This window comes from Streptomyces lincolnensis, assembly GCF_001685355.1.
Classification (GTDB): domain Bacteria; phylum Actinomycetota; class Actinomycetes; order Streptomycetales; family Streptomycetaceae; genus Streptomyces; species Streptomyces lincolnensis.
Genome location: NZ_CP016438.1, coordinates 4,035,894 through 4,055,786, shown reverse-complemented (window position 1 = coordinate 4,055,786; position 19,893 = coordinate 4,035,894). Strand labels below are relative to the sequence as shown.

16 protein-coding genes are annotated in these 19,893 nt (G+C 70.6%); 7 read left to right on the top strand and 9 right to left on the bottom strand.

Translation table 11 applies throughout. The features are described from left to right. Positions 1-43 precede the first annotated feature (43 nt). Positions 44-625, bottom strand: coding sequence for a GNAT family N-acetyltransferase (locus SLINC_RS17895; protein ID WP_067433741.1), 582 nt, complete (start codon positions 623-625; stop codon positions 44-46). A gap of 270 nt (positions 626-895) precedes the next feature. Between SLINC_RS17895 and secA the strand changes: the two genes are divergently transcribed. Next, entirely contained in the window at positions 896-3,733 is a 2,838-nt protein-coding gene (gene secA / locus SLINC_RS17890; protein ID WP_067433738.1) for a preprotein translocase subunit SecA, read from the top strand. A gap of 142 nt (positions 3,734-3,875) precedes the next feature. Here the strand turns inward: secA and SLINC_RS17885 are convergent, their stop codons facing one another. Continuing rightward, positions 3,876-4,484: an Rv3235 family protein gene (locus SLINC_RS17885; protein ID WP_067433734.1), complete on the bottom strand. Its 609-nt coding sequence runs from the start codon at positions 4,482-4,484 to the stop codon at positions 3,876-3,878. A gap of 345 nt (positions 4,485-4,829) precedes the next feature. Here SLINC_RS17885 and SLINC_RS17880 point away from each other — a divergent pair, with 345 nt between their 5' ends. Further along, positions 4,830-5,345, top strand: coding sequence for a DUF6912 family protein (locus SLINC_RS17880; RefSeq protein WP_067433731.1), 516 nt, complete (start codon positions 4,830-4,832; stop codon positions 5,343-5,345). Positions 5,346-5,456: 111 nt separating this feature from the next. Beyond that, complete coding sequence (locus tag SLINC_RS17875) at positions 5,457-6,122, top strand: HAD family hydrolase (RefSeq protein WP_067445460.1); 666 nt, start codon at positions 5,457-5,459, stop codon at positions 6,120-6,122. 67 nt (positions 6,123-6,189) lie between these two features. Here the strand turns inward: SLINC_RS17875 and SLINC_RS17870 are convergent, their stop codons facing one another. After that, complete coding sequence (locus SLINC_RS17870) at positions 6,190-6,756, bottom strand: DJ-1/PfpI family protein (protein WP_067433728.1); 567 nt, start codon at positions 6,754-6,756, stop codon at positions 6,190-6,192. 542 nt (positions 6,757-7,298) lie between these two features. Between SLINC_RS17870 and SLINC_RS17865 the strand changes: the two genes are divergently transcribed. Then, positions 7,299-12,239: an NAD-glutamate dehydrogenase gene (locus SLINC_RS17865; RefSeq protein ID WP_067433726.1), complete on the top strand. Its 4,941-nt coding sequence runs from the start codon at positions 7,299-7,301 to the stop codon at positions 12,237-12,239. A 95-nt stretch (positions 12,240-12,334) separates the two neighbouring features. On the opposite strand, the gene SLINC_RS17860 is transcribed toward SLINC_RS17865, so the two are convergent. After that, positions 12,335-13,141 carry an ABC transporter ATP-binding protein gene (locus SLINC_RS17860; RefSeq protein ID WP_067433723.1) on the bottom strand — a complete coding sequence of 269 codons (807 nt, stop codon included), beginning with the start codon at positions 13,139-13,141 and terminating at the stop codon, positions 12,335-12,337. Continuing rightward, positions 13,134-14,054 (bottom strand): ABC transporter permease, encoded by a 921-nt coding sequence (locus SLINC_RS17855; protein ID WP_067433720.1) that lies wholly within the window; start codon positions 14,052-14,054, stop codon positions 13,134-13,136. Before SLINC_RS17855 ends, SLINC_RS17860 begins: the two co-directional genes overlap by 8 nt. A 229-nt stretch (positions 14,055-14,283) precedes the next feature. On the opposite strand from SLINC_RS17855, the gene SLINC_RS17850 reads away from it, so the two are divergent. Then, complete coding sequence (locus tag SLINC_RS17850; protein ID WP_067433717.1) at positions 14,284-14,922, top strand: TetR/AcrR family transcriptional regulator; 639 nt, start codon at positions 14,284-14,286, stop codon at positions 14,920-14,922. A gap of 70 nt (positions 14,923-14,992) precedes the next feature. Here the strand turns inward: SLINC_RS17850 and SLINC_RS17845 are convergent, their stop codons facing one another. Beyond that, the gene (locus tag SLINC_RS17845) at positions 14,993-15,667 is read right to left on the bottom strand and encodes a Crp/Fnr family transcriptional regulator (protein WP_067433714.1); all 675 of its coding nucleotides are present in this window, start codon (positions 15,665-15,667) and stop codon (positions 14,993-14,995) included. 139 nt (positions 15,668-15,806) lie between these two features. Between SLINC_RS17845 and SLINC_RS17840 the strand changes: the two genes are divergently transcribed. Further along, positions 15,807-16,085 (top strand): YciI family protein, encoded by a 279-nt coding sequence (locus SLINC_RS17840; protein WP_067433711.1) that lies wholly within the window; start codon positions 15,807-15,809, stop codon positions 16,083-16,085. Positions 16,086-16,104: 19 nt separating this feature from the next. Here the strand turns inward: SLINC_RS17840 and galE are convergent, their stop codons facing one another. Then, positions 16,105-17,085, bottom strand: coding sequence for a UDP-glucose 4-epimerase GalE (gene galE / locus SLINC_RS17835; RefSeq protein ID WP_067433708.1), 981 nt, complete (start codon positions 17,083-17,085; stop codon positions 16,105-16,107). Positions 17,086-17,243: 158 nt separating this feature from the next. Continuing rightward, entirely contained in the window at positions 17,244-17,732 is a 489-nt protein-coding gene (locus SLINC_RS17830) for a MarR family winged helix-turn-helix transcriptional regulator (protein ID WP_067433705.1), read from the bottom strand. 131 nt (positions 17,733-17,863) lie between these two features. On the opposite strand from SLINC_RS17830, the gene SLINC_RS17825 reads away from it, so the two are divergent. Further along, positions 17,864-18,277, top strand: coding sequence for an organic hydroperoxide resistance protein (locus tag SLINC_RS17825; protein WP_067433702.1), 414 nt, complete (start codon positions 17,864-17,866; stop codon positions 18,275-18,277). Positions 18,278-18,305: 28 nt separating this feature from the next. On the opposite strand, the gene SLINC_RS17820 is transcribed toward SLINC_RS17825, so the two are convergent. Further along, the gene (locus SLINC_RS17820; RefSeq protein WP_067433700.1) at positions 18,306-19,877 is read right to left on the bottom strand and encodes a hypothetical protein; all 1,572 of its coding nucleotides are present in this window, start codon (positions 19,875-19,877) and stop codon (positions 18,306-18,308) included. Positions 19,878-19,893 lie beyond the last annotated feature (16 nt).

The window sequence follows — 19,893 nt, the reverse complement described above, 5'->3', positions numbered from 1 at the left end:
CGGTGACGGCCGGCCCGCGGTGACGCCCTGCCCGCGCCGACGGCTAGGCCGGCTGCACCGGCGCCGGCAGATAGGGCGCCGTCGACGGCAGCGCGAGGTCCGACGGGAGGAGCGCGCCCACCCAGCAGTCCCGGCGGGCGCCCCGGTGGATGATCGCGGAGCGCATGACGCCCTCGATGACGAACCCGGCGCGTTCCGCGACCGCGCGGGAGGCCGTGTTGCCGACCTCCGCCCGCCATTCCACGCGGTCGAGCGAGAGGTCGGTGAAGGCCCAGCGGGCCACGGCGAGAACGGCCTCGGTGACGTAGCCGCGGCCACGATGTCGCCCGGCGCTCCAGAAACCGACCTCGGCCGCGCCCAGGGTGCGCATGGTGAGGCTGAGCATGCCCACCAACTCCTCCCCTTCGGGGAGGAAGAGACCCCAGGTGAGCATCGAGCCGTTCGCCCAGCCCTCCGGGACCAGTTGGTCCGTGAAGCTGCGGGCGTGCTCGGGCAGGTACGGGACCGGGATCGTGGTCCAGCGCTGGATCTCGGGATCCTGGGCGGCGGCGTACACGACGTCGGTGTCCTGCGGGCCGACCGTGCGCAACAGGAGACGGCCGGTGGTGAGCGTGACGGGGTCCATCGGCCGATTCTGCTCAGGAGGCCGATGAGCGCGCCATCTTTTCGCCGTGTGTGAGCGGGCGATCACAATTCGCGCAATTCGTGGCCGGGTCGCGGCACCATCCGCGTACCCCGACCGTTGTCCCCTGTGAAGCAGAATGGAAAGAGCTGACAGTCGGCCTACCCGGCAGGCCTCCCGGCGCGGTGGGGTCCTCGCATACGATGGCCGTTGCTCAGTGAGTCACATGGCAACCGACCGTCCCAGGCCCGACCGGCAAGGAGACCAAGCCCCGTGTCCGTCCTCTCGAAGATCATGCGTGCAGGCGAAGGCAAGATCCTGCGCAAGCTGCACCGCATCGCGGACCAGGTCAACTCCATCGAAGAGGACTTCGTCGACCTCTCCGACGCCGAGCTGCGCGCCCTCACCGAGGAGTACAAGCAGCGCTACGCCGACGGCGAGACCCTGGACGACCTGCTGCCCGAGGCGTTCGCCACCGTCCGTGAGGCCGCCAAGCGCGTTCTTGGCCAGCGCCACTACGACGTGCAGATCATGGGCGGCGCCGCCCTCCACCTCGGCTACGTCGCCGAGATGAAGACCGGTGAGGGCAAGACCCTCGTCGGCACCCTGCCCGCGTATCTGAACGCGCTGTCCGGCAAGGGCGTCCACCTGATCACGGTGAACGACTACCTGGCCGAGCGCGACTCCGAGATGATGGGCCGGGTCCACAAGTTCCTGGGCCTGGAAGTCGGCTGCATCCTCGCGAACATGACGCCGTCCCAGCGTCGTGAGCAGTACGCGTGCGACATCACCTACGGCACGAACAACGAGTTCGGCTTCGACTACCTGCGAGACAACATGGCCTGGTCCCATGACGAGCTCGTCCAGCGCGGCCACAACTTCGCCATCGTCGACGAGGTCGACTCCATCCTCGTCGACGAGGCCCGTACGCCGCTGATCATCTCCGGTCCGGCCGACCAGGCCACCAAGTGGTACGGCGACTTCGCCAAGCTGGTCACCCGCCTGAAGCGGGGCGAGGCCGGCAACCCGCTCAAGGGCGTCGAGGAGACCGGCGACTACGACGTCGACGAGAAGAAGCGCACGGTCGCCATCCACGAGTCCGGTGTCAGCAAGGTCGAGGACTGGCTGGGCATCGACAACCTCTACGAGTCGGTCAACACGCCTCTGGTGGGCTACCTGAACAACGCCATCAAGGCGAAGGAGCTCTTCAAGAAGGACAAGGACTACGTCGTCATGGACGGCGAAGTCATGATCGTCGACGAGCACACCGGCCGTATCCTCGCCGGCCGCCGCTACAACGAGGGCATGCACCAGGCGATCGAGGCGAAGGAAGGGGTGGACATCAAGGACGAGAACCAGACGCTCGCCACGATCACCCTCCAGAACTTCTTCCGCCTCTACAAGCGCCACGACCACAACGACAAGGAACAGCCCGGTCTGTGCGGCATGACCGGTACGGCGATGACCGAGGCCGCCGAGTTCCACCAGATCTACAAGCTCGGCGTGGTGCCGATCCCGACCAACCGGCCGATGATCCGCAAGGACCAGTCGGACCTGATCTACCGCACCGAGGTCGCGAAGTTCGAGGCGGTCGTCGACGACATCGCCGAGAAGCACGAGAAGGGCCAGCCGATCCTCGTCGGTACGACGTCGGTCGAGAAGTCCGAGTACCTGTCGCAGCAGTTGTCCAAGCGCGGCATCCAGCACGAGGTGCTGAACGCCAAGCAGCACGACCGTGAGGCGACGATCGTCGCCCAGGCCGGCCGCAAGGGCGCCGTGACCGTGGCGACGAACATGGCCGGCCGTGGTACGGACATCAAGCTCGGCGGCAACCCCGAGGACCTCGCCGAGGCGGAGCTGCGCCAGCGCGGCCTCGACCCCGAGGAGCACATCGAGGAGTGGGCCGCGGCCCTGCCCGCCGCCCTGAAGAACGCCGAGCAGGCGGTCAAGACGGAGTTCGAGGAGGTCAAGGACCTCGGCGGCCTCTACGTCCTCGGCACCGAGCGGCACGAGTCGCGCCGTATCGACAACCAGCTGCGCGGTCGTTCCGGCCGTCAGGGCGACCCGGGCGAGTCCCGCTTCTACCTCTCCCTCGGCGACGACCTGATGCGCCTGTTCAAGGCCCAGATGGTCGAGCGTGTGATGTCGATGGCGAACGTCCCGGACGACGTGCCGATCGAGAACAAGATGGTCACGCGCGCGATCGCGTCCGCCCAGTCGCAGGTCGAGCAGCAGAACTTCGAGACCCGTAAGAACGTCCTGAAGTACGACGAGGTCCTCAACCGCCAGCGCGAGGTCATCTACGGCGAGCGGCGCCGTGTCCTGAAGGGCGAGGACCTGCACGAGCAGGTGCAGCACTTCATGGACGACACCATCGACGCCTACGTCGGTGCGGAGACCGCCGAGGGCTTCCCGGAGGACTGGGACCTCGACCGGCTGTGGGGCGCGTTCAAGCAGCTCTACCCGGTGAAGGTCACCGTCGAGGAGCTGGAGGAGGCGGCCGGCGACCGGGCCGGGCTGACCGCCGAGTTCATCTCCGAGTCCATCAAGGACGACATCCACGACCAGTACGCGGAGCGTGAGGCGCAGCTCGGCTCCGAGATCATGCGTGAGCTGGAGCGCCGGGTCGTGCTGTCGGTCCTGGACCGCAAGTGGCGCGAGCACCTCTACGAGATGGACTACCTCCAGGAGGGCATCGGCCTGCGCGCGATGGCGCAGAAGGACCCGCTGGTGGAGTACCAGCGCGAGGGCTTCGACATGTTCACCGCCATGATGGAGGGCATCAAGGAGGAGTCCGTCGGCTACCTGTTCAACCTGGAGGTCCAGGTCGAGCAGCAGGTCGAGGAGGTCCCGGTCGAGGACGCCAAGCCGTCGCTCGACAAGCAGGACGCGGTGCCGGCGCAGGCGGGCGCGCGTCCCGAGATCCGCGCGAAGGGTCTCGATGTGCCGCAGCGGCGTGAGCTGCACTTCTCCGCGCCGACCGTGGACGGTGAAGGCGGTGTCGTCGAGGGCGACTTCGCCGAGGACGAGCCGGTGCGTTCGGAGTCCGACGGCCTCACGCGTGCGGAGCGTCGCAAGCAGTCCCGTGGTGGTCGGCGTCGTAAGAAGTGAGTCGCCGGAAGTGATGTGACGGTGCGGCCGCCTGTGGCGCCGTAGCGGAGTGAAGGGCCGGGTCACCCGAGGGGGGCCCGGCCCTTGCGTGTGCCCGGACGCAGTGTGGTTGGGGGGCGGGGGGCAAGCCACCTGTGCCGGGTCAGCCGTCGTCCGCGTGGGGCCTGCGGGGGCCGCCCAGTTCCACCGCTGTGCAGCGCCAGCGCAGATCGGGGCCCTGTTCCAGCCGGAAGGCCATGGCGCGCAGCTGGTCGCCGGCGCCGATACGGGCGAACGCCTCGATGGCGCCGGGGCGGGTGACCTCGTAGCCGATGTCGCGTACGACGGGCATGGTGCCTCGGGTGGTGCGCAGGGGGCCGCGTTCGGCGAGCCACGCCAGTTCGTCGTAGGCGCGGCCCGCGGTGTGGCGGAGCATGCAGTGGACGGGGCGGCGGCCGCTGAGGACCGCGAGGAGGAGATCGGCGAAGCGGTCGGTGGGGCGGGGTTGCGGGACCATAGGCCTGCGGGGGACCTGGGCGGGGACGGTCGGGGTGGAGGGGGCCGTGAGGGTCGGTGGGCGGCTGTCCGCGGGCCTGGTGCGGGCGGACCTTCCGCCGCCCGGTGAGCCCGGAGGCCGGCCGCCCGGGGCCGTGGTGCGGGCGGGACCGCCACCCGGCGTGCGAGGCGGTGTACCGCCCGGGCGGCGGAGGTCGCGGCGGTTCGGCGGGCGGGTGCCCGGCTGGTGGTTCGCCCTGGTCATGACCTTGGTCATGGCGGTCCCCGTTCGGTCGGCCCGGGTGGTACCGGGCGGTAACTTCTGGCTTGGGGATCTTGTACGGGGTCACGGGGTGCGACGGCAAGGAGACTCGGGTCCCGGTCGGGGCGGTCGGCCGGTTCACCTATCAGGGTGGTCCGGGTGGGCAAAAGCCCACGAGAACGAGGGTGGGGCGGGTGAGTTTCGCGGCGGCCGGTTGACGGTCCAGGGGGCGTGGGCAGGGACTCGAAAGGGGACGCCACGCACGTATCCTGAAGGTCTTCGGGAGACGCCGACCGTCCTCCCGGAACCCGTGCGGAGTCCCTCCGACGACCACTCAACCGACGACGAAAGCGGCCGGCCATGCGCGTCTACGTCCCCCTGACCCTTCCCGGGCTCGCCGAGGCGTACAAGACGGGAGAGCTGGGGAGCGGGCCGACCACCGCCTACGCGGTCACGCCCGCGTTGCGCGAGTGGTACCTCTCCGACGACATCGAGGAACTGGAGTACGCGGCGCTGAACCGGGCCGCGCTGGCCTCGCTGCGGCTGGTGGCGTTGGATCCGGGGGCGGCTCGACGCCGGGTCGTCGTCGCCGTGGACGTGCCCGACGGTACGGCGACCGCCGACCCCGACCGGGCACTGGATTCAGCGGCGCTCGGTGAGGTGCGGATCGCCGGGGCCGTACCGCTGGGCAAGGCGGCGGCCGTGCACGTCGACGCGGATGACGCGGAGGCGGACGTGACCGCGGCGGCCGAGGCGCTCGGGGCGGCGGACAGCGGGGACGACGACGCGCAGTTCGTGGTGGACGGGGCCGAGGACCACGAACTGCTGTGGTTCGCGACGCAGGAGATTCCGAACCTGGTGGGGCTGGGGGACTGAACCTCCGCCCGCGGCGGCGGCCGCCGGGCTCCTTCCCCTCTCTCCCTCTCCGGCCTCTGCTCCGACCTCCGGGTCTCTTGATTGTCAGTGGTGGCGGGTACCGTTTTTGTCATGGGGAAGCAGAGCGACGCGCACATTGTCTGGGACTGGAACGGCACGCTGTTCCATGACAATGACGCGATCATCGGGGCGACGAACGCGGCGTTCGCGGAGTTGGGGCTGGCGCCGATCACGATGGAGCAGTACCGGGCGCTGTACTGCGTGCCGGTGCCGAAGTTCTACGAGCGGCTGATGGGTCGGTTGCCCACCGAGGCCGAGTGGTTGGTCATGGACGAGACCTTCCACCGGTACTACGCCGAGCATCGGGTGGGGTGCGGGCTCACGGCGGGAGTGGCGGAGCTGCTCGCGGGGTGGCGGTCGGCGGGTGGCAGCCAGTCCCTCCTCAGCATGTACGTCCATGACGAACTCGTGCCGCTGGTGCGCGGGTTCGGGATCGAGGCGCACTTCATACGCGTCGACGGGCGGACCGGGCCGTCCGGGGGAAGCAAGGCGGAGCACATGGTGCGGCATCTCGCGGCGCTCGCCGACGTGGATCCCACTCGTACGGTGGTGATCGGGGACGCCGCGGATGACGCGGTGGCGGCTCTGCACGTGGGGGCTCGGGCCGTCCTGTACACCGGGGGGTCGCACAGTCGGGTGAGCCTGGAAGCGGTGGGGGTGCCGGTCGTGGACTCGCTGGAGGAGGCCGTGGTGGAGGCGCAGCGGCTGGCGGCGTAAGGCGTCTGGCCTGGGGGCCTGGAGACGTGCGGGCATGCGGCGACCGCCCGCCGCCCCGTCCGTCACGTCACGTCACCGGTGCCTTCGCCCGCAGCACCGTCAGGAACTCCCGCATCCAGCGGGAGTGGTCCGGCCAGGCCCGGGCGGAGACGAGGGTGCCGTCCACGACGGTCTCGGCGTCCTGGAAGGTGGCGCCGGCGGCCTGCATGTCCAGTTCCAGAGCGGGGTACGCCGTGACGCGGCGGCCGCGGAGGCCGTCGACCGCGGCGGTGAGCAGCGGGCCGTGGCAGATCTGGGCGACGGGTTTGTCGGAGTCGAAGAAGGACTTGAGGATCTTGCGGAGTTCGGGGTCGTTGCGCAGGTACTCGGGAGCGCGGCCGCCGGGGATGACGAGAGCGGCGTACTGGCCGGGATCGACCTCGGCGAAGGCCAGATCGGCGGGCCAGGAGTAGCCGGGTTTCTCGGTGTAGGTGTCGAAGCCGGGTTCGAAGTCGTGGACCACGAACCGGAGCTTCTTGCGGGCGGGGGCGGCGATATGGACGTCGTAGCCCTCCTCGCGGAGGCGCTGGTAGGGGTACAGGACCTCCAGCGACTCTGCTGCGTCGCCGGTGACGATGAGGATTTTCGCGGTCATGTCGGCAACGTGCATCCGGGGCGCCGACTTGCCAAGGGGGCGCGCGAAGGCGGGTGCGGAGGGGAGGCGGGCCGGGGACGGACGGAGAGCGCTGTCGGCGGACGGAGGCGGGGGACTTGTGCAAAGTGTCGAAGTTCCACCCCTGGTTTTGTACACATCCGGCTCATGACGGGGCCCCTGTAAGGAGCGATAGCCTGGTGGCGTGATCAGCGCGATAGCTCGCGGGGGCACTGCTGCCCCCGCCCCGCGCCCGGAAAGCACGGAACACCTCCGTGGCCGGGCGGCGGTCGCTGGTCTTCGCGGGCGGGAGGGGGCCGCCACGGCTCCCAGGACGCCACACGCCACCTGGGGACGGGCGCCGCAGAGAGTAGCGTCACACTCCCCGGGCAGCTCAAAAGTGGCTCATATTTCACCGCTCATCTCATCTTGCGGCATAGCGTCGGACCAGACCGGAGACCCCGGGCCGTGGCGTCGAGCCGCAGGGGAAGAGACCGTACTTCCTTCTACGTCACGCAACGGCGCGCGACAGGAGCCAGAGGACAATGCAGACCAAGCTGGACGAAGCCAAGGCCGAGCTGCTCGAGAGGGCCGCCCGGGTAGCTGAGAACAGCCCGGTCGGGGGGCACCTACCGACCGGGACGACGGACGCGAGCACATCCGGCACCCCGGACAGCGAGACCGTGCTCGCGTTCCTCCAGCGCTACTACCTGCACACCGCCCCGGAGGACCTCGGCGACCGCGAACCGGTCGACGTCTTCGGCGCCGCACTCTCGCACTACCGGCTGGCCGAAACCCGCCCGCAGGGTACGGCCAACGTGCGGGTGCACACCCCGACCGTCGAGGAGAACGGCTGGACGTGCAGCCACTCCGTCGTCGAGGTGGTCACCGACGACATGCCCTTCCTCGTGGACTCGGTGACGAACGAACTGACGCGGCAGGGACGCGGCATCCACGTCGTCATCCACCCCCAGATCGTCGTCCGGCGCGATGTCACCGGCAAGCTCATCGAGGTGCTCACCGCACCGGCCGCCGGCGACCTCCCGCACGACGCGTACACCGAGTCCTGGATCCACGTAGAGATCGACCGTGAGACCGACCGCGGAGACCTGAAGCAGATCACCGCCGACCTGCTGCGCGTCCTGTCGGACGCCCGCGAGGCCGTCGAGGACTGGGACAAGATGCGGGACGCGGCCCTGCGCATGGCCGACGAACTGCCGAAGGAGCCCATCGCCTCGGACCTGCGCGAGCAGGAGATCGAGGAGGCCCGCGAGCTGCTGCGCTGGCTGGCCGCCGACCACTTCACCTTCCTCGGCTACCGCGAGTACCAACTGCGGCAGGACGACTCCCTGGCCGCCGTCCCCGGCACCGGCCTCGGCATCCTGCGCTCCGACCCGCACCACGCCGACGGCGAGAGCCACCCCGTCAGCCCGTCCTTCGAGCGGCTGCCGGCCGACGCCCGGGCCAAGGCCCGCGAGCACAAGCTCCTGGTGCTGACCAAGGCCAACAGCCGGGCCACCGTGCACCGGCCGTCGTACCTCGACTACATCGGGGTCAAGAAGTTCGACGCCGACGGCAATGTGGTGGGCGAGCGGCGTTTCCTCGGGCTGTTCTCCTCGGCCGCGTACACCGAGTCGGTGCGCCGGGTGCCCGTCATCCGGCGCAAGGTCTCCGAGGTGCTGGAGCGTGCCGGGTTCTCGCCCAACAGCCATGACGGGCGCGACCTGCTCCAGATCCTGGAGACCTACCCGCGGGACGAGCTCTTTCAGACCCCGCCCGACGAGTTGCAGGCCATCGTCACCTCGGTCCTGTACCTCCAGGAGCGCAGGCGGCTGCGGCTGTACCTGCGCCAGGACGAGTACGGCCGCTACTACTCGGCCCTCGTGTACCTGCCCCGCGACCGGTACACCACCGGCGTCCGCCTGCGGATCATCGACATCCTCAAGGAGGAACTCGGCGGTACCAGCGTCGACTTCACCGCCTGGAACACCGAGTCGATCCTCTCCCGGCTGCACTTCGTCGTCCGGGTCGCGCAGGGCACCGAGCTGCCGGAGCTGTCCGACGCCGACAAGGACCGCATCGAGGCGCGTCTGGTGGAGGCCGCGCGGTCCTGGGCGGACGGCTTCGCGGAGGCGCTCAACGCCGAGTTCGGCGAGGAGCGCGCCGCCGAACTGCTGCGCCGCTACGGCAACGCCGTTCCCGAGGGCTACAAGGCCGACCACAATCCGCGTGCCGCGGTCGCCGACCTCGCGAACCTCGAACAGCTCAGCGAGGAGAAGAGCTTCGCGCTCAGCCTGTACGAGCCCGTGGGCTCCGCGCCCGAGGAGCGCCGGTTCAAGATCTACCGCAAGGGTGACTCCATCTCCCTGTCCGCGGTGCTGCCGGTCCTCAGCCGGCTCGGCGTCGAGGTCGTGGACGAGCGGCCGTACGAACTGCGCTGCTCCGACCGGAGCGTGGCCTGGATCTACGACTTCGGGCTGCGCATGCCCCAGCCGAAGAGCGGGAGCGGCGACTACCTCGGCGACGACGGACGCGAGCGGTTCCAGGACGCCTTCGCCGCCACCTGGACCGGTCAGGCGGAGAACGACGGGTTCAACGCCCTGGTGCTGAGCGCCGGCCTGAACTGGCGTCAGGCGATGGTGCTGCGGGCGTACGCGAAGTACCTGCGGCAGGCGGGCTCGACGTTCAGCCAGGACTACATGGAGGACACCCTCCGCAACAACGTCCACACCACCCGGCTGCTCGTCTCCCTGTTCGAGGCGCGGATGTCGCCGGACCGGCAGCGCGCCGGGCACGAGATCGTGGACGCCCTGCTGGAAGAGGTCGACGCGGCCCTCGACCAGGTCGCGAGTCTCGACGAGGACCGGATCCTGCGGTCCTTCCTCACCGTCATCAAGGCGACGCTGCGCACGAACTTCTTCCAGGAGGCGGCGGGCGGCAAGCCGCACGACTACGTCTCCATGAAGTTCGACCCGCAGGCCATCCCCGATCTGCCGGCGCCGCGGCCGGCGTACGAGATCTGGGTGTACTCGCCGCGCGTCGAGGGCGTGCATCTCAGGTTCGGGAAGGTCGCGCGCGGCGGGCTGCGCTGGTCCGACCGGCGTGAGGACTTCCGGACCGAGATCCTCGGCCTGGTCAAGGCGCAGATGGTGAAGAACACCGTCATCGTGCCGGTCGGCGCCAAGGGCGGCTTCGTCGCCAAGCAGCTGCCCGACCCGAGCGTGGACCGGGACGCCTGGCTCGCCGAGGGGGTCGCCAGCTACAAGACGTTCATCTCCGCGCTGCTCGACATCACCGACAACATGGTGGCCGGCGAGGTCGTCCCGCCCGCCGACGTGGTCCGGCACGACGAGGACGACACCTACCTCGTGGTCGCCGCCGACAAGGGCACCGCGACCTTCTCCGACATCGCCAACGGGGTGGCCGAGCAGTACAACTTCTGGCTCGGCGACGCCTTCGCCTCCGGCGGCTCGGCCGGCTACGACCACAAGGGCATGGGCATCACCGCCCGCGGTGCCTGGGAGTCCGTCAAGCGGCACTTCCAGGAGCTGGGCGTGAACACGCAGGCCGAGGACTTCACGGTCGTCGGCATCGGCGACATGTCCGGTGACGTGTTCGGCAACGGCATGCTGCTCAGCGAGCACATCCGCCTGGTCGCCGCCTTCGACCACCGGCACATCTTCATCGACCCGAAGCCGGAAGCGGCCACCTCCTACGCCGAGCGCCGCCGCGTCTTCGAACTGCCCCGCTCCAGCTGGGCCGACTACGACACCGGCCTCATCTCCGCGGGCGGCGGCGTCTTCCCGCGCACCGCCAAGGCGATCCCGGTCAACGCGCACATCCGTGAGGCCCTCGGTATCGAGGGCAAGGTCGCCAAGATGACACCGGCCGACCTGATGAAGGCGATCCTCAAGGCACCGGTCGACCTGCTGTGGAACGGCGGCATCGGGACGTACGTGAAGGCGAGCACCGAAACGCACGCGGACGTCGGCGACAAGGCCAACGACCCGATCCGCGTCGACGGCGCCGACCTGCGCGTCAAGGTCGTCGGCGAGGGCGGCAACCTGGGCCTGACCCAGCTCGGCCGGATCGAGTTCGCGCTGCACGGCGGCAGGATCAACACCGATGCCATCGACAACAGCGCGGGCGTGGACACCTCCGACCACGAGGTGAACATCAAGATCCTGCTCAACGGCCTGGTCGCGGACGGCGACATGACCGTCAAGCAGCGCAACAAGCTGCTCGCCGAGATGACCGACGAGGTCGGCCACCTGGTCCTGCGCAACAACTACGCGCAGAACACGGCCATCGCCAACGCCCTCGCCCAGTCCAAGGACATGCTCCACGCCCAGCAGCGCTACCTGCGTCACCTGGTGCGCGAGGGCCTCCTGGACCGTGCACTGGAGTTCCTGCCCACCGACCGCCAGATCCGTGAACGGCTCGGCGCGGGACAGGGGCTGACCAGCCCGGAGACGGCCGTCCTGCTGGCGTACACGAAGATCACGGTCGCCGAGGAACTGCTGCACACCTCGCTGCCCGACGACCCGTACCTGCGCGGCCTGCTGCACACGTACTTCCCGGCCGCGCTGCGCGAGCAGTTCGCCGAGCGCATCGACGGCCACCCGCTGCACCGCGAGATCACCACGACCGTCCTGGTCAACGACACGGTCAACACGGGCGGTACGACCTATCTGCACCGCCTGCGCGAGGAGACCGGCGCCTCGCTGGAGGAGATCGTGCGGGCGCAGACCGCGGCCCGGGCGATCTTCCGCTCCGGCGTCGTGTGGGACGGGGTCGAGGAGCTCGACAACCGGGTCGAGGCCGCCGTACAGACCCGTATCCGGCTGCACTCGCGCCGGCTGGTGGAGCGCGGCACCCGCTGGCTGCTCAACAACCGGCCGCAGCCGCTCCAGCTCGCCGAGACCGTCGACTTCTTCGGCGACCGCGTCGAGCTGGTGTGGTCGCAGCTGCCGAAGCTGCTCAAGGGCGCGGACCTGGAGTGGTACCAGAAGATCTACGACGAGCTGAGCGCCGCCGGGGTCCCGGTCGAACTCGCCACCCGTGTGGCCGGGTTCTCCTCCGCCTTCCCGACGCTCGACATCGTCTCGGTGGGCGACCGCATGGGCCGGGACCCGATGGACGTCGCCGAGGTCTACTACGACCTCGCCGACCGGCTGCACATGACCCAGCTCATGGACCGCATCATCGAGCTGCCCCGCGCCGACCGCTGGCAGTCCATGGCCCGCGCCTCCATCCGCGAGGACCTGTACGCGGCCCACTCGGCGCTGACCTCGGACGTGCTCGCCGTCGGCAACGGCACCTCGACTCCCGAGCAGCGCTTCAAGGCCTGGGAGGAGAAGAACGCGGCGATCCTCGGCCGGGCGCGCACGACCCTGGACGAGATCCAGGGCTCGGAGACGTTCGACCTGGCGAACCTGTCCGTGGCGATGCGGACCATGCGGACGCTGCTGCGGACGCATTCGTAGGCGGTACGACACGGAAGGGCGCCCCGGGCCTGATCGGCTCGGGGCGCCCTTTCCTCGCCCAGGCGTGCCCGGGCTTCGGCTGGGCCGGGTCTCGGCTAGGCCGCCTTCGGCCTGGCCTTGTCCGGGCCGCCGGTGAAGGCCTCGTAGGCCTCCAGGACCTCGTCGGTCGGGCCGTCCATGCGCAGTTCGCCGCGCTCCAGCCACAGCACGCGGTCGCAGGTGTCGCGGATCGACTTGTTGCTGTGGCTGACCAGGAACACCGTGCCCGCGTGCTTGCGCAGCTCACGGATCCGGGACTCGGACCGCTTCTGGAAGGAGCGGTCGCCGGTGGCGAGGGCCTCGTCGATGAGCAGGACGTCGTGGTCCTTGGCGGCGGCGATGGAGAAGCGGAGGCGGGCCGCCATGCCGGAGGAGTAGGTGCGCATCGGCAGGGTGATGAAGTCGCCCTTCTCGTTGATGCCGGAGAAGTCGACGATCTCCTCGTAACGGTCCCTGACCTGCTCGCGGGACATGCCCATGGCGAGGCCGCCGAGGTAGACGTTGCGCTCGCCGGTGAGGTCGTTCATCAGGGCCGCGTTGACGCCGAGGAGGGAGGGCTGGCCGTGGGTGTAGATCCGGCCGTTCTCCACCGGGAGCAGGCCCGCGACCGCCTTCAGCAGGGTCGACTTGCCGGAACCGTTGGTGCCGATCAGGCCGATCGCCTCGCCCTTGTACGCGACGAAGGACACCTTCTTCACGGCGTGCACCTTGCGGACGCCCGCCGCCTTCTCGGTCTGCTTGCGGCGCAGCATGCGGTTGAGGGCGGCGGTGGCGGAGCCCTTGCCGGCGCCGGTGCCGTTGACCCGGTAGACGATGTCGACGCCGTCGACGACCACGGTGGGGATGTTCTCGTTGTCAGCCACGGCCGTACGTCTCCTCAGCCTTCCAGAAGTAGATGAAGCCGCCGACTCCGGCGAGCAGGGCCCAGCCGATCGCGATCGCCCACACGTGGTGCGGCAGTTGGCTGGAGTGGAAGCTGTCGATCAGGGAGTAGCGCATCAGGTCGATGTAGATGGCCGCCGGGTTGGCCTGGAGGACGGGGACCACCCAGGACGGCCAGCTGTGATGGCCCTTGGCCAGGTGGTCGATGCTCCACATCACGCCGGAGACGTACATCCACGTGCGCAGGACGAACGGCATCAGCTGGGCGATGTCCGGCGTCGTCGCCCCGAACCGGGCCATGATCATCGAGACGCCGGTGTTGAAGGTGAACTGGAGCACCAGGGCCGGGATCGCCAGCAGCCAGGAGGCGGAGAGCGGCACACCGAAGCAGAGCAGGATGACGACCAGGGCCGCCATCGAGAACAGCAGCTGCTGGAGCTGCTGGAGGCAGAAGGAGATCGGCAGGGCCGCCCGCGGGAAGTGCAGGGCGCGCACGAGGCCGAGGTTGCCGGAGATCGCCCGGGTGCCCGCCATGATCGAGCTCTGCGTGAACGTCCAGATGAACACGCCCGTGACCAGGAACGGGATGTAGTCCGGCACGCCCTTCTTGGTGCCGAGCAGGATGCCGAAGATGAAGTAGTAGACCGCCGCGTTCAACAGCGGGGTCATCACCTGCCAGACCTGGCCCAGCTTCGCCTGGCTGTACTGGGCGGTGAGCTTGGCCGTCGAGAACGCGGCGATGAAGTGGCGCCGCGCCCACAGCTGGCGGACGTACTCGGGCAGCGAGGGGCGGGCACCGCTGACCGAGAGACCGTGGCGCGTGGCGAGGGCCGTGAGGTCGTCGTCGGCGGCGGGTGCCGTCGTCGGGGGCGGTGTGTGGAGGACCTGACTCACATCCGCTGCTTTCGCTCGGGGGGTGGTGTGGGGCGTGGGGGTGAAGCGTGGTGCCGGTGCGGCCGATGGGCCTGTCGCCCGGCGTTTTCTTACGCTTCTCTTCACGTTCTCTTACGTCGGGACGGGACCGTATCGTCGCAACGTGAGCGTAGGCCGATCGGACGTCGGAACGCAACCGTTTCGTCGTGACGGATTACGAGGGGACGGGACCGTTTCGTCGCAACGCCCTATGCTGGTGCGCATGACGACCAACGCCGAGGAGCCGCAGACGCGTCCGCGCCGCCGGGCCCCCGCGGGAGCCGCCGTGCTCCGGGAGGATGTGACGGAGGCCATTCGGGCGGCCGTCTTCGAGGAGCTCGCGGCCGTCGGCTACGCGCGCATGTCCATCGAGGGCATCGCGCGCCGCGCGGGCGTCGGCAAGACCGCGGTGTACCGCCGCTGGCGCTCCAAGCTGCATCTGGTGCTCGACGTGGTGTCCGCGATCGCGGTGATGGGCCTGCCCGTGCCGGACACGGGCTCCCTGGAGGGCGACCTCAGGCTGCTGTACGAGGTGACCTCCCGCGCCCTGCGGCACCCCGTGGCCTCGCAGGTCATCCCCGACCTCCAGGCCGAGGCGGCCCGCAACCCCGAGATCGCCGAGGCCCTTCAGAAGGCCCTGCGGGAGGGCCAGGAGGGCGTGGCCAGCAAGATCGTGGTGGCGGCGGAGCAGCGGGGCGAGATCCGGCGCGGCTTCGACGAGGAACTCGCCCTGGACCTCATCTCGGGCCCCCTGTACTGGCGTTCGGTGGTGATCCGCAGCCCGAAGCTGCCGAAGGGCTACCTGGAGGCCCTGACCCGGGCCACCGCGGGAGCGCTCAAGGCGCTGTGAGCGCGAAGGCGTTGTGAACCGCGGGGCGGAAGCGGTCGGAAGCGGCCCCCCGGCACCGAGCGGGTGCGCTTCAGCCGCCGCCCGCGCGCAGCGCGAGTAGTTCCGGGGCGACGATCCGGACCCGGCCGGGATCGGCCCAGCGGATCAGGCCGTCGTGGCGGAGCCGGGACAGGGCGCGGTTCACCGTGACGCGGGTGACGCCCAGGAGGTCGGCCAGTTCGCGCTGGCCGCCCGGCAGGACGACCTCGCCGGCGGTGGCCTGCCGCTCCAGGAGCCAGGCGGCCAGGCGGGCCTCGCACGGCAGCGCGACCGTGTCCGTCAGCCGGTGCTGCTGGGCGCGCGCCTGGGCCGCCAGGAGGCGGAACACATGGGCGCGGACCGCCGCCGAGTCGTCGAGCAGCGCCGTGAACCGGGCCCGCGGCACGGCCCGTACGGTGCACGGGGACACCGCGGTGAACGTCGCCGTGTGGCCCGCCCCGTCGAGCAGCGCCACCTTGTCCAGCGCGCAGGGCGCCGCCCAGGTGCCGAACCCGACGACCCGCCCGCCCGCCGTCGTGGCGGAAGCGGCCGTGCGGCCCTCCAGCAGCACGAGCAGGTGATCGGCGGGGGCGCCCTGGACACGCAGGGTCTCTCCGCGGTCGTAGCGGCGCGGTACGGACGCGCTCCACAGGGCGCTCAGGTCCTCGTCCGGCAGCGCCGTGAACAGGGGCACGTCCCGCAGTCGTCGCCAGCCGTCCCCGCCCATGCCGCGCCCTCCGCCCTCGTCGTCCCCTCACCCGGCCCCGCGCCCGCCTGTATCGCGCGATACAGCCCGGGCCGGGACGCCGAGCCTAGCCTCGCCGGAGTTGCCCTTCACCGAACCGGTCAGCCGTAGGAGGAACCCCGTGCACGTCGTGGAACTCGCCTTCACGCCCGCTCCCGAACGCCTCGCCGCCCGCCCGGCCCACCGCGAGACCCTGGCCCGCCTGCACGCCGAGGGAAGCCTCGTCACGGCAGGCCCCTGGGCCGACGACAGCGGAGCGCTCCTGGTGTTCGCCCTGGACCGGCCGGCCCTGGAGGCGGTGCTGCGGGACGACCCCTACTACCGCCGCACACCCGGTGTCGAGGTGCGGTCCGTCCGGGAGTGGCGGCCGGTCGTGGGGGACCGGAGGCAGGAGACGTGAGATCGCGGCCCGTCCGCTCTCAGGCGCGCGCCGCCTCCGGGTGCAGGCGGACCCAGCCCTCCCAGGCGGAGCTGATCATGTCCTCGATGTCGTGCTTGGCGGTCCAGCCGAGTTCGGTGGCGGCGCGGGCGGCGGAGGCGACGACGCGGGAGGGGTCGCCCGGGCGGCGGGGCATGACGGTGGGGGGACGGTCGTAGCCTGTGAGGGCGTTGATGCGGTCGATCATCTCGCGGACCGAAACGCCTTCGCCGCGGCCGATGTTGAGGGTGAGGTCGCGGCCGGGGGAGGACTGCAGGGCGTGCGCCGCGGCGACATGGGCCTCGGCGAGGTCGACGACGTGGATGTAGTCGCGGACGCAGGTGCCGTCCGCGGTGGCGTAGTCGTCGCCGAAGATGCGCGGGGGCGCCTGGTCGGTGAGCCGTTCGAAGACCATGGGGATGAGGTTGAAGACGCCGACGTCGGCGAGGTCGGGGCTCGCGGCGCCCGCCACGTTGAAGTAGCGAAGCGAGGCCGTGGACAGGCCCGTCGCCCGGCCCGTGGCCCTGACCAGCCACTCCCCGGCCAGCTTGGTCTCGCCGTACGGCGACATGGGGACACAGGGCGTCTCCTCGGTGACCAGGGGGACGTCCGGCATGCCGTACACCGCCGCGGAGGACGAGAACACGAAGGACGGCACGCGCGCCTCCGTCACGGCCTCCAGCAGGACGCGCAGGCCCTCGACGTTCTCCCGGTAGTAGCGCAGCGGCAGTTCCACCGACTCGCCCACCTGCTTCTTCGCCGCCAGGTGGACCACGCCGGTGACCTCGTGGTCGGCGAGGGTGTGCGCCAGGCGCTCGCCGTCCAGGGTCGAGCCCTCCACCAGGGGTACGTCCTCGGGGACGCGGGCGGCGATGCCGGTGGAGAGGTCGTCGTACACCACCGTCCGCTCGCCCGCCTCGGTCATCGCCCGTACGACATGGGCCCCGATGTAGCCGGCGCCGCCGGTGATCAGCCAGGTCATGTGCGGCCGTCCCCTCGTCAGTTGGACCGTAGTAGGACCGTCTCGGTGGTGCGTGTGCGTGTCCTCAGTGAAGCAGGCGACGGGGGCGTACGGGGGCGACTGCGATAACTCACTGTGAACGCGTGACAACTCGTAGTGCGGCGGAAGCAAGTGGGGGCCTACTGGCGCCCCGGTGTCTCCTCCAGCGCCGCCGCGTCCAGGGTCGCCGTGAGCTGGTCGAGGCGGTCGCGCAGGTCGTGGATCTCGCGGGGGTCGAGGCCGGTGGCCCGGCCGATGCGGCGCGGTACCTGGAGAGCGCGCTCGCGCAGGGTCACGCCCTCCTCGGTCAGCCGCACCTCCACCGAGCGCTCGTCGCGCGCGCTGCGCTCCCGGCGTACGAGACCGGCCGCCTCAAGTCGCTTGAGGAGCGGGGAGAGTGTGCCCGAGTCGAGGCGCAGGCGCTCGCCGAGCTTCTTCACGGGGAGGTCGTCCTCCTCCCACAGCACCAGCATCACCAGGTACTGCGGATAGGTCAGTCCGAGCTCTTTGAGCGCCACGCGGTAGACGCTGTTGAAGGCGCGCGAGGCGGCGTGCAGGGAGAAGCAGATCTGGGAGTCCAGGCGGAGCCACTCGGCTGAGGCTGCCGCCGGTGTCGGCGTCGGGGTCATGCCTCCAGGATAACCCCAGCGGGCCATTTAGTTGTGCGCAATTGAATTGTGTGCTCTACTTGTCGTCGTGAGGGCGGCCGGAACGGGCCGCCGGACCCCACCACGTGATCTCCGAGAGGGATGGTTCTCCCATGGACGCGCTCTACACCGCTGTCGCCACCGCCACCCACGGCCGGGACGGCCGCGCCTACACGAACGACGGCAAGATCGACGTCGCTCTCGCGCCGCCGGCGGAGCTGGGCGGCAACGGCCAGGGCACCAACCCGGAGCAGCTCTTCGCCGCCGGTTACGCCGCCTGCTTCGGCAGCGCCCTCGGTCTCGTCGGCCGCCAGGCCAAGGTCGACGTCAGCGACGCCGCAGTCACCGCCGAGGTCGGCATAGGCAAGCAGGGCGAGGGCTTCGGCCTCAAGGTCACCCTCCGCGTCGAGCTGCCGGACTCCGTGGACGCGACGACCGGCCGCAAGCTGGTCGACCAGGCCCACCAGGTCTGCCCCTACTCCAACGCCACCCGTGGCAACATCGAGGTCGACCTCGTCGTCGAGTAACCACACCGCTGTCCACACCGCCGCGGTCTCACCCGACCCGCGCCAGCACCTCTCCCGTCCGCTCGCTCCACGCCACCACGACCGCCTCCTCGGGCACCGGGTGCCAGCGTGTCAGCAGCAGCCACCGCACCTGATGGCGGCGGGCGACGGCGGTGCGCTCGGCGCGGGTCGACGTCGGGGCGAGATAGGCGCGGACGTCGGCGACCCGCCGCAGCCGCTCCCGTTCGTCGAGGGCCGAGTCGGGCCAGGCCGGGGCGGCGAGGTTCGGGCCGTACCCCGCGATGGCGTGGACGGCGTAGTAGCCGTCGGTGATCACGACCTCGCCGGGCCCGATGTGCCGCGCTGCCCACTCGTACGTCGGCCAGCGCGGCGGCTGCGCGAAGCCGACCGGGTCCAGTGAGCGCGGCACGACCGCGCCCGCCTGCACGGTCAGGAACCCCGCGCAGGCCCCGACCGCCGCGGCCCCCGCGAGCGCCTTCCGCCAGGTGGGCCACGGCCGCGGAGCCGCCAGCTCCACGGCGAGCGCGAACTGCAACGGCACCAGCGTCAGCCCGAGGATCCGGCCGTACGTGTAGTGCCCGCTGACCCAGCCGTACGCCACGACCAGACAGTCGAGCGCGAACATCAGCACCAGCGGATCCCGCCAAGAGCCGGGGCCGGAGCCCGAGCCGGAACCGGAGTCGGGATCCGGCCTCCGCCGCGTCCGCAGCCACAGCGCCGGCAGCCCCAGCAGCAGCGCCAGCCCGAAGTGCCCCCCGAGGTTCAGGTACAGCGTCCGGTGCATCGCGTCCACGCTGCCGTTCCCGGCCAGCGCGAACACGTCGAAGTACGGCCAGCAGACCGCCACCAGCAGGGCCGCGGCCCCCGTGGCCGCCCAGCGCCCGACGGCGGCCGCGGACCACCTCCGCCGCCACCCCGCGACCAGGGCCACCGCCCCCAGCACCGCCGCCACCGACGTGATCGGGTGCACCAGCAGAATCAGCCCGTACAGCGCGCCCAGCCCCACCTGCCCGGCAAGCCCCCGCGCACCACCGCGTGCCCGCGCCCCCGTCAGGGCCCACGCCCAGAACGTCAGCCCGATCGCGAACGCCGACGGATACCCCAGGTTCCCCGTCATCGACATCAGCCCGAGATACCCGCTCCACCAGGCCCGGTCGGTCCCCCACAGCAGTGTCATCGCGGCCAGCGCGAGCACCGGCGCCCACTGCCGGGGCGTCAGCACGCGGACGAAGCGGCCGAGGCCGGTCAGCAGGACGAGCAGGTTCAGCGGACCGGCGAGCTTCACCACCTCCCAGCCGCCCAGCCCGGTCAGCCGGGCGAACGCGCCCTGCGCGAGGGCGTAGGGCGAGTAGTACGGGCTGCCCGCGCCCGGCAGGTCGGCCATCGGGTGGCGCGGCCGCAGCAGATGGCTCTTGAGGCGTTCGACGACCGCCGCGTGCTGACCGGCGTCGCAGCACAGCGGCACCCGCCAGTAGGCCAGCGTCATCACGAGCCAGAACAGGAACCCGAAGACCTGGTAGGGAGTGGGGCGCCACGGGCGACCGCCGCGGAGGGCGGTCGCACCGCGCAGGGTCCGCCGGACGAGGAGCGTTTGGGACATCTGCCGTATGTTCCCG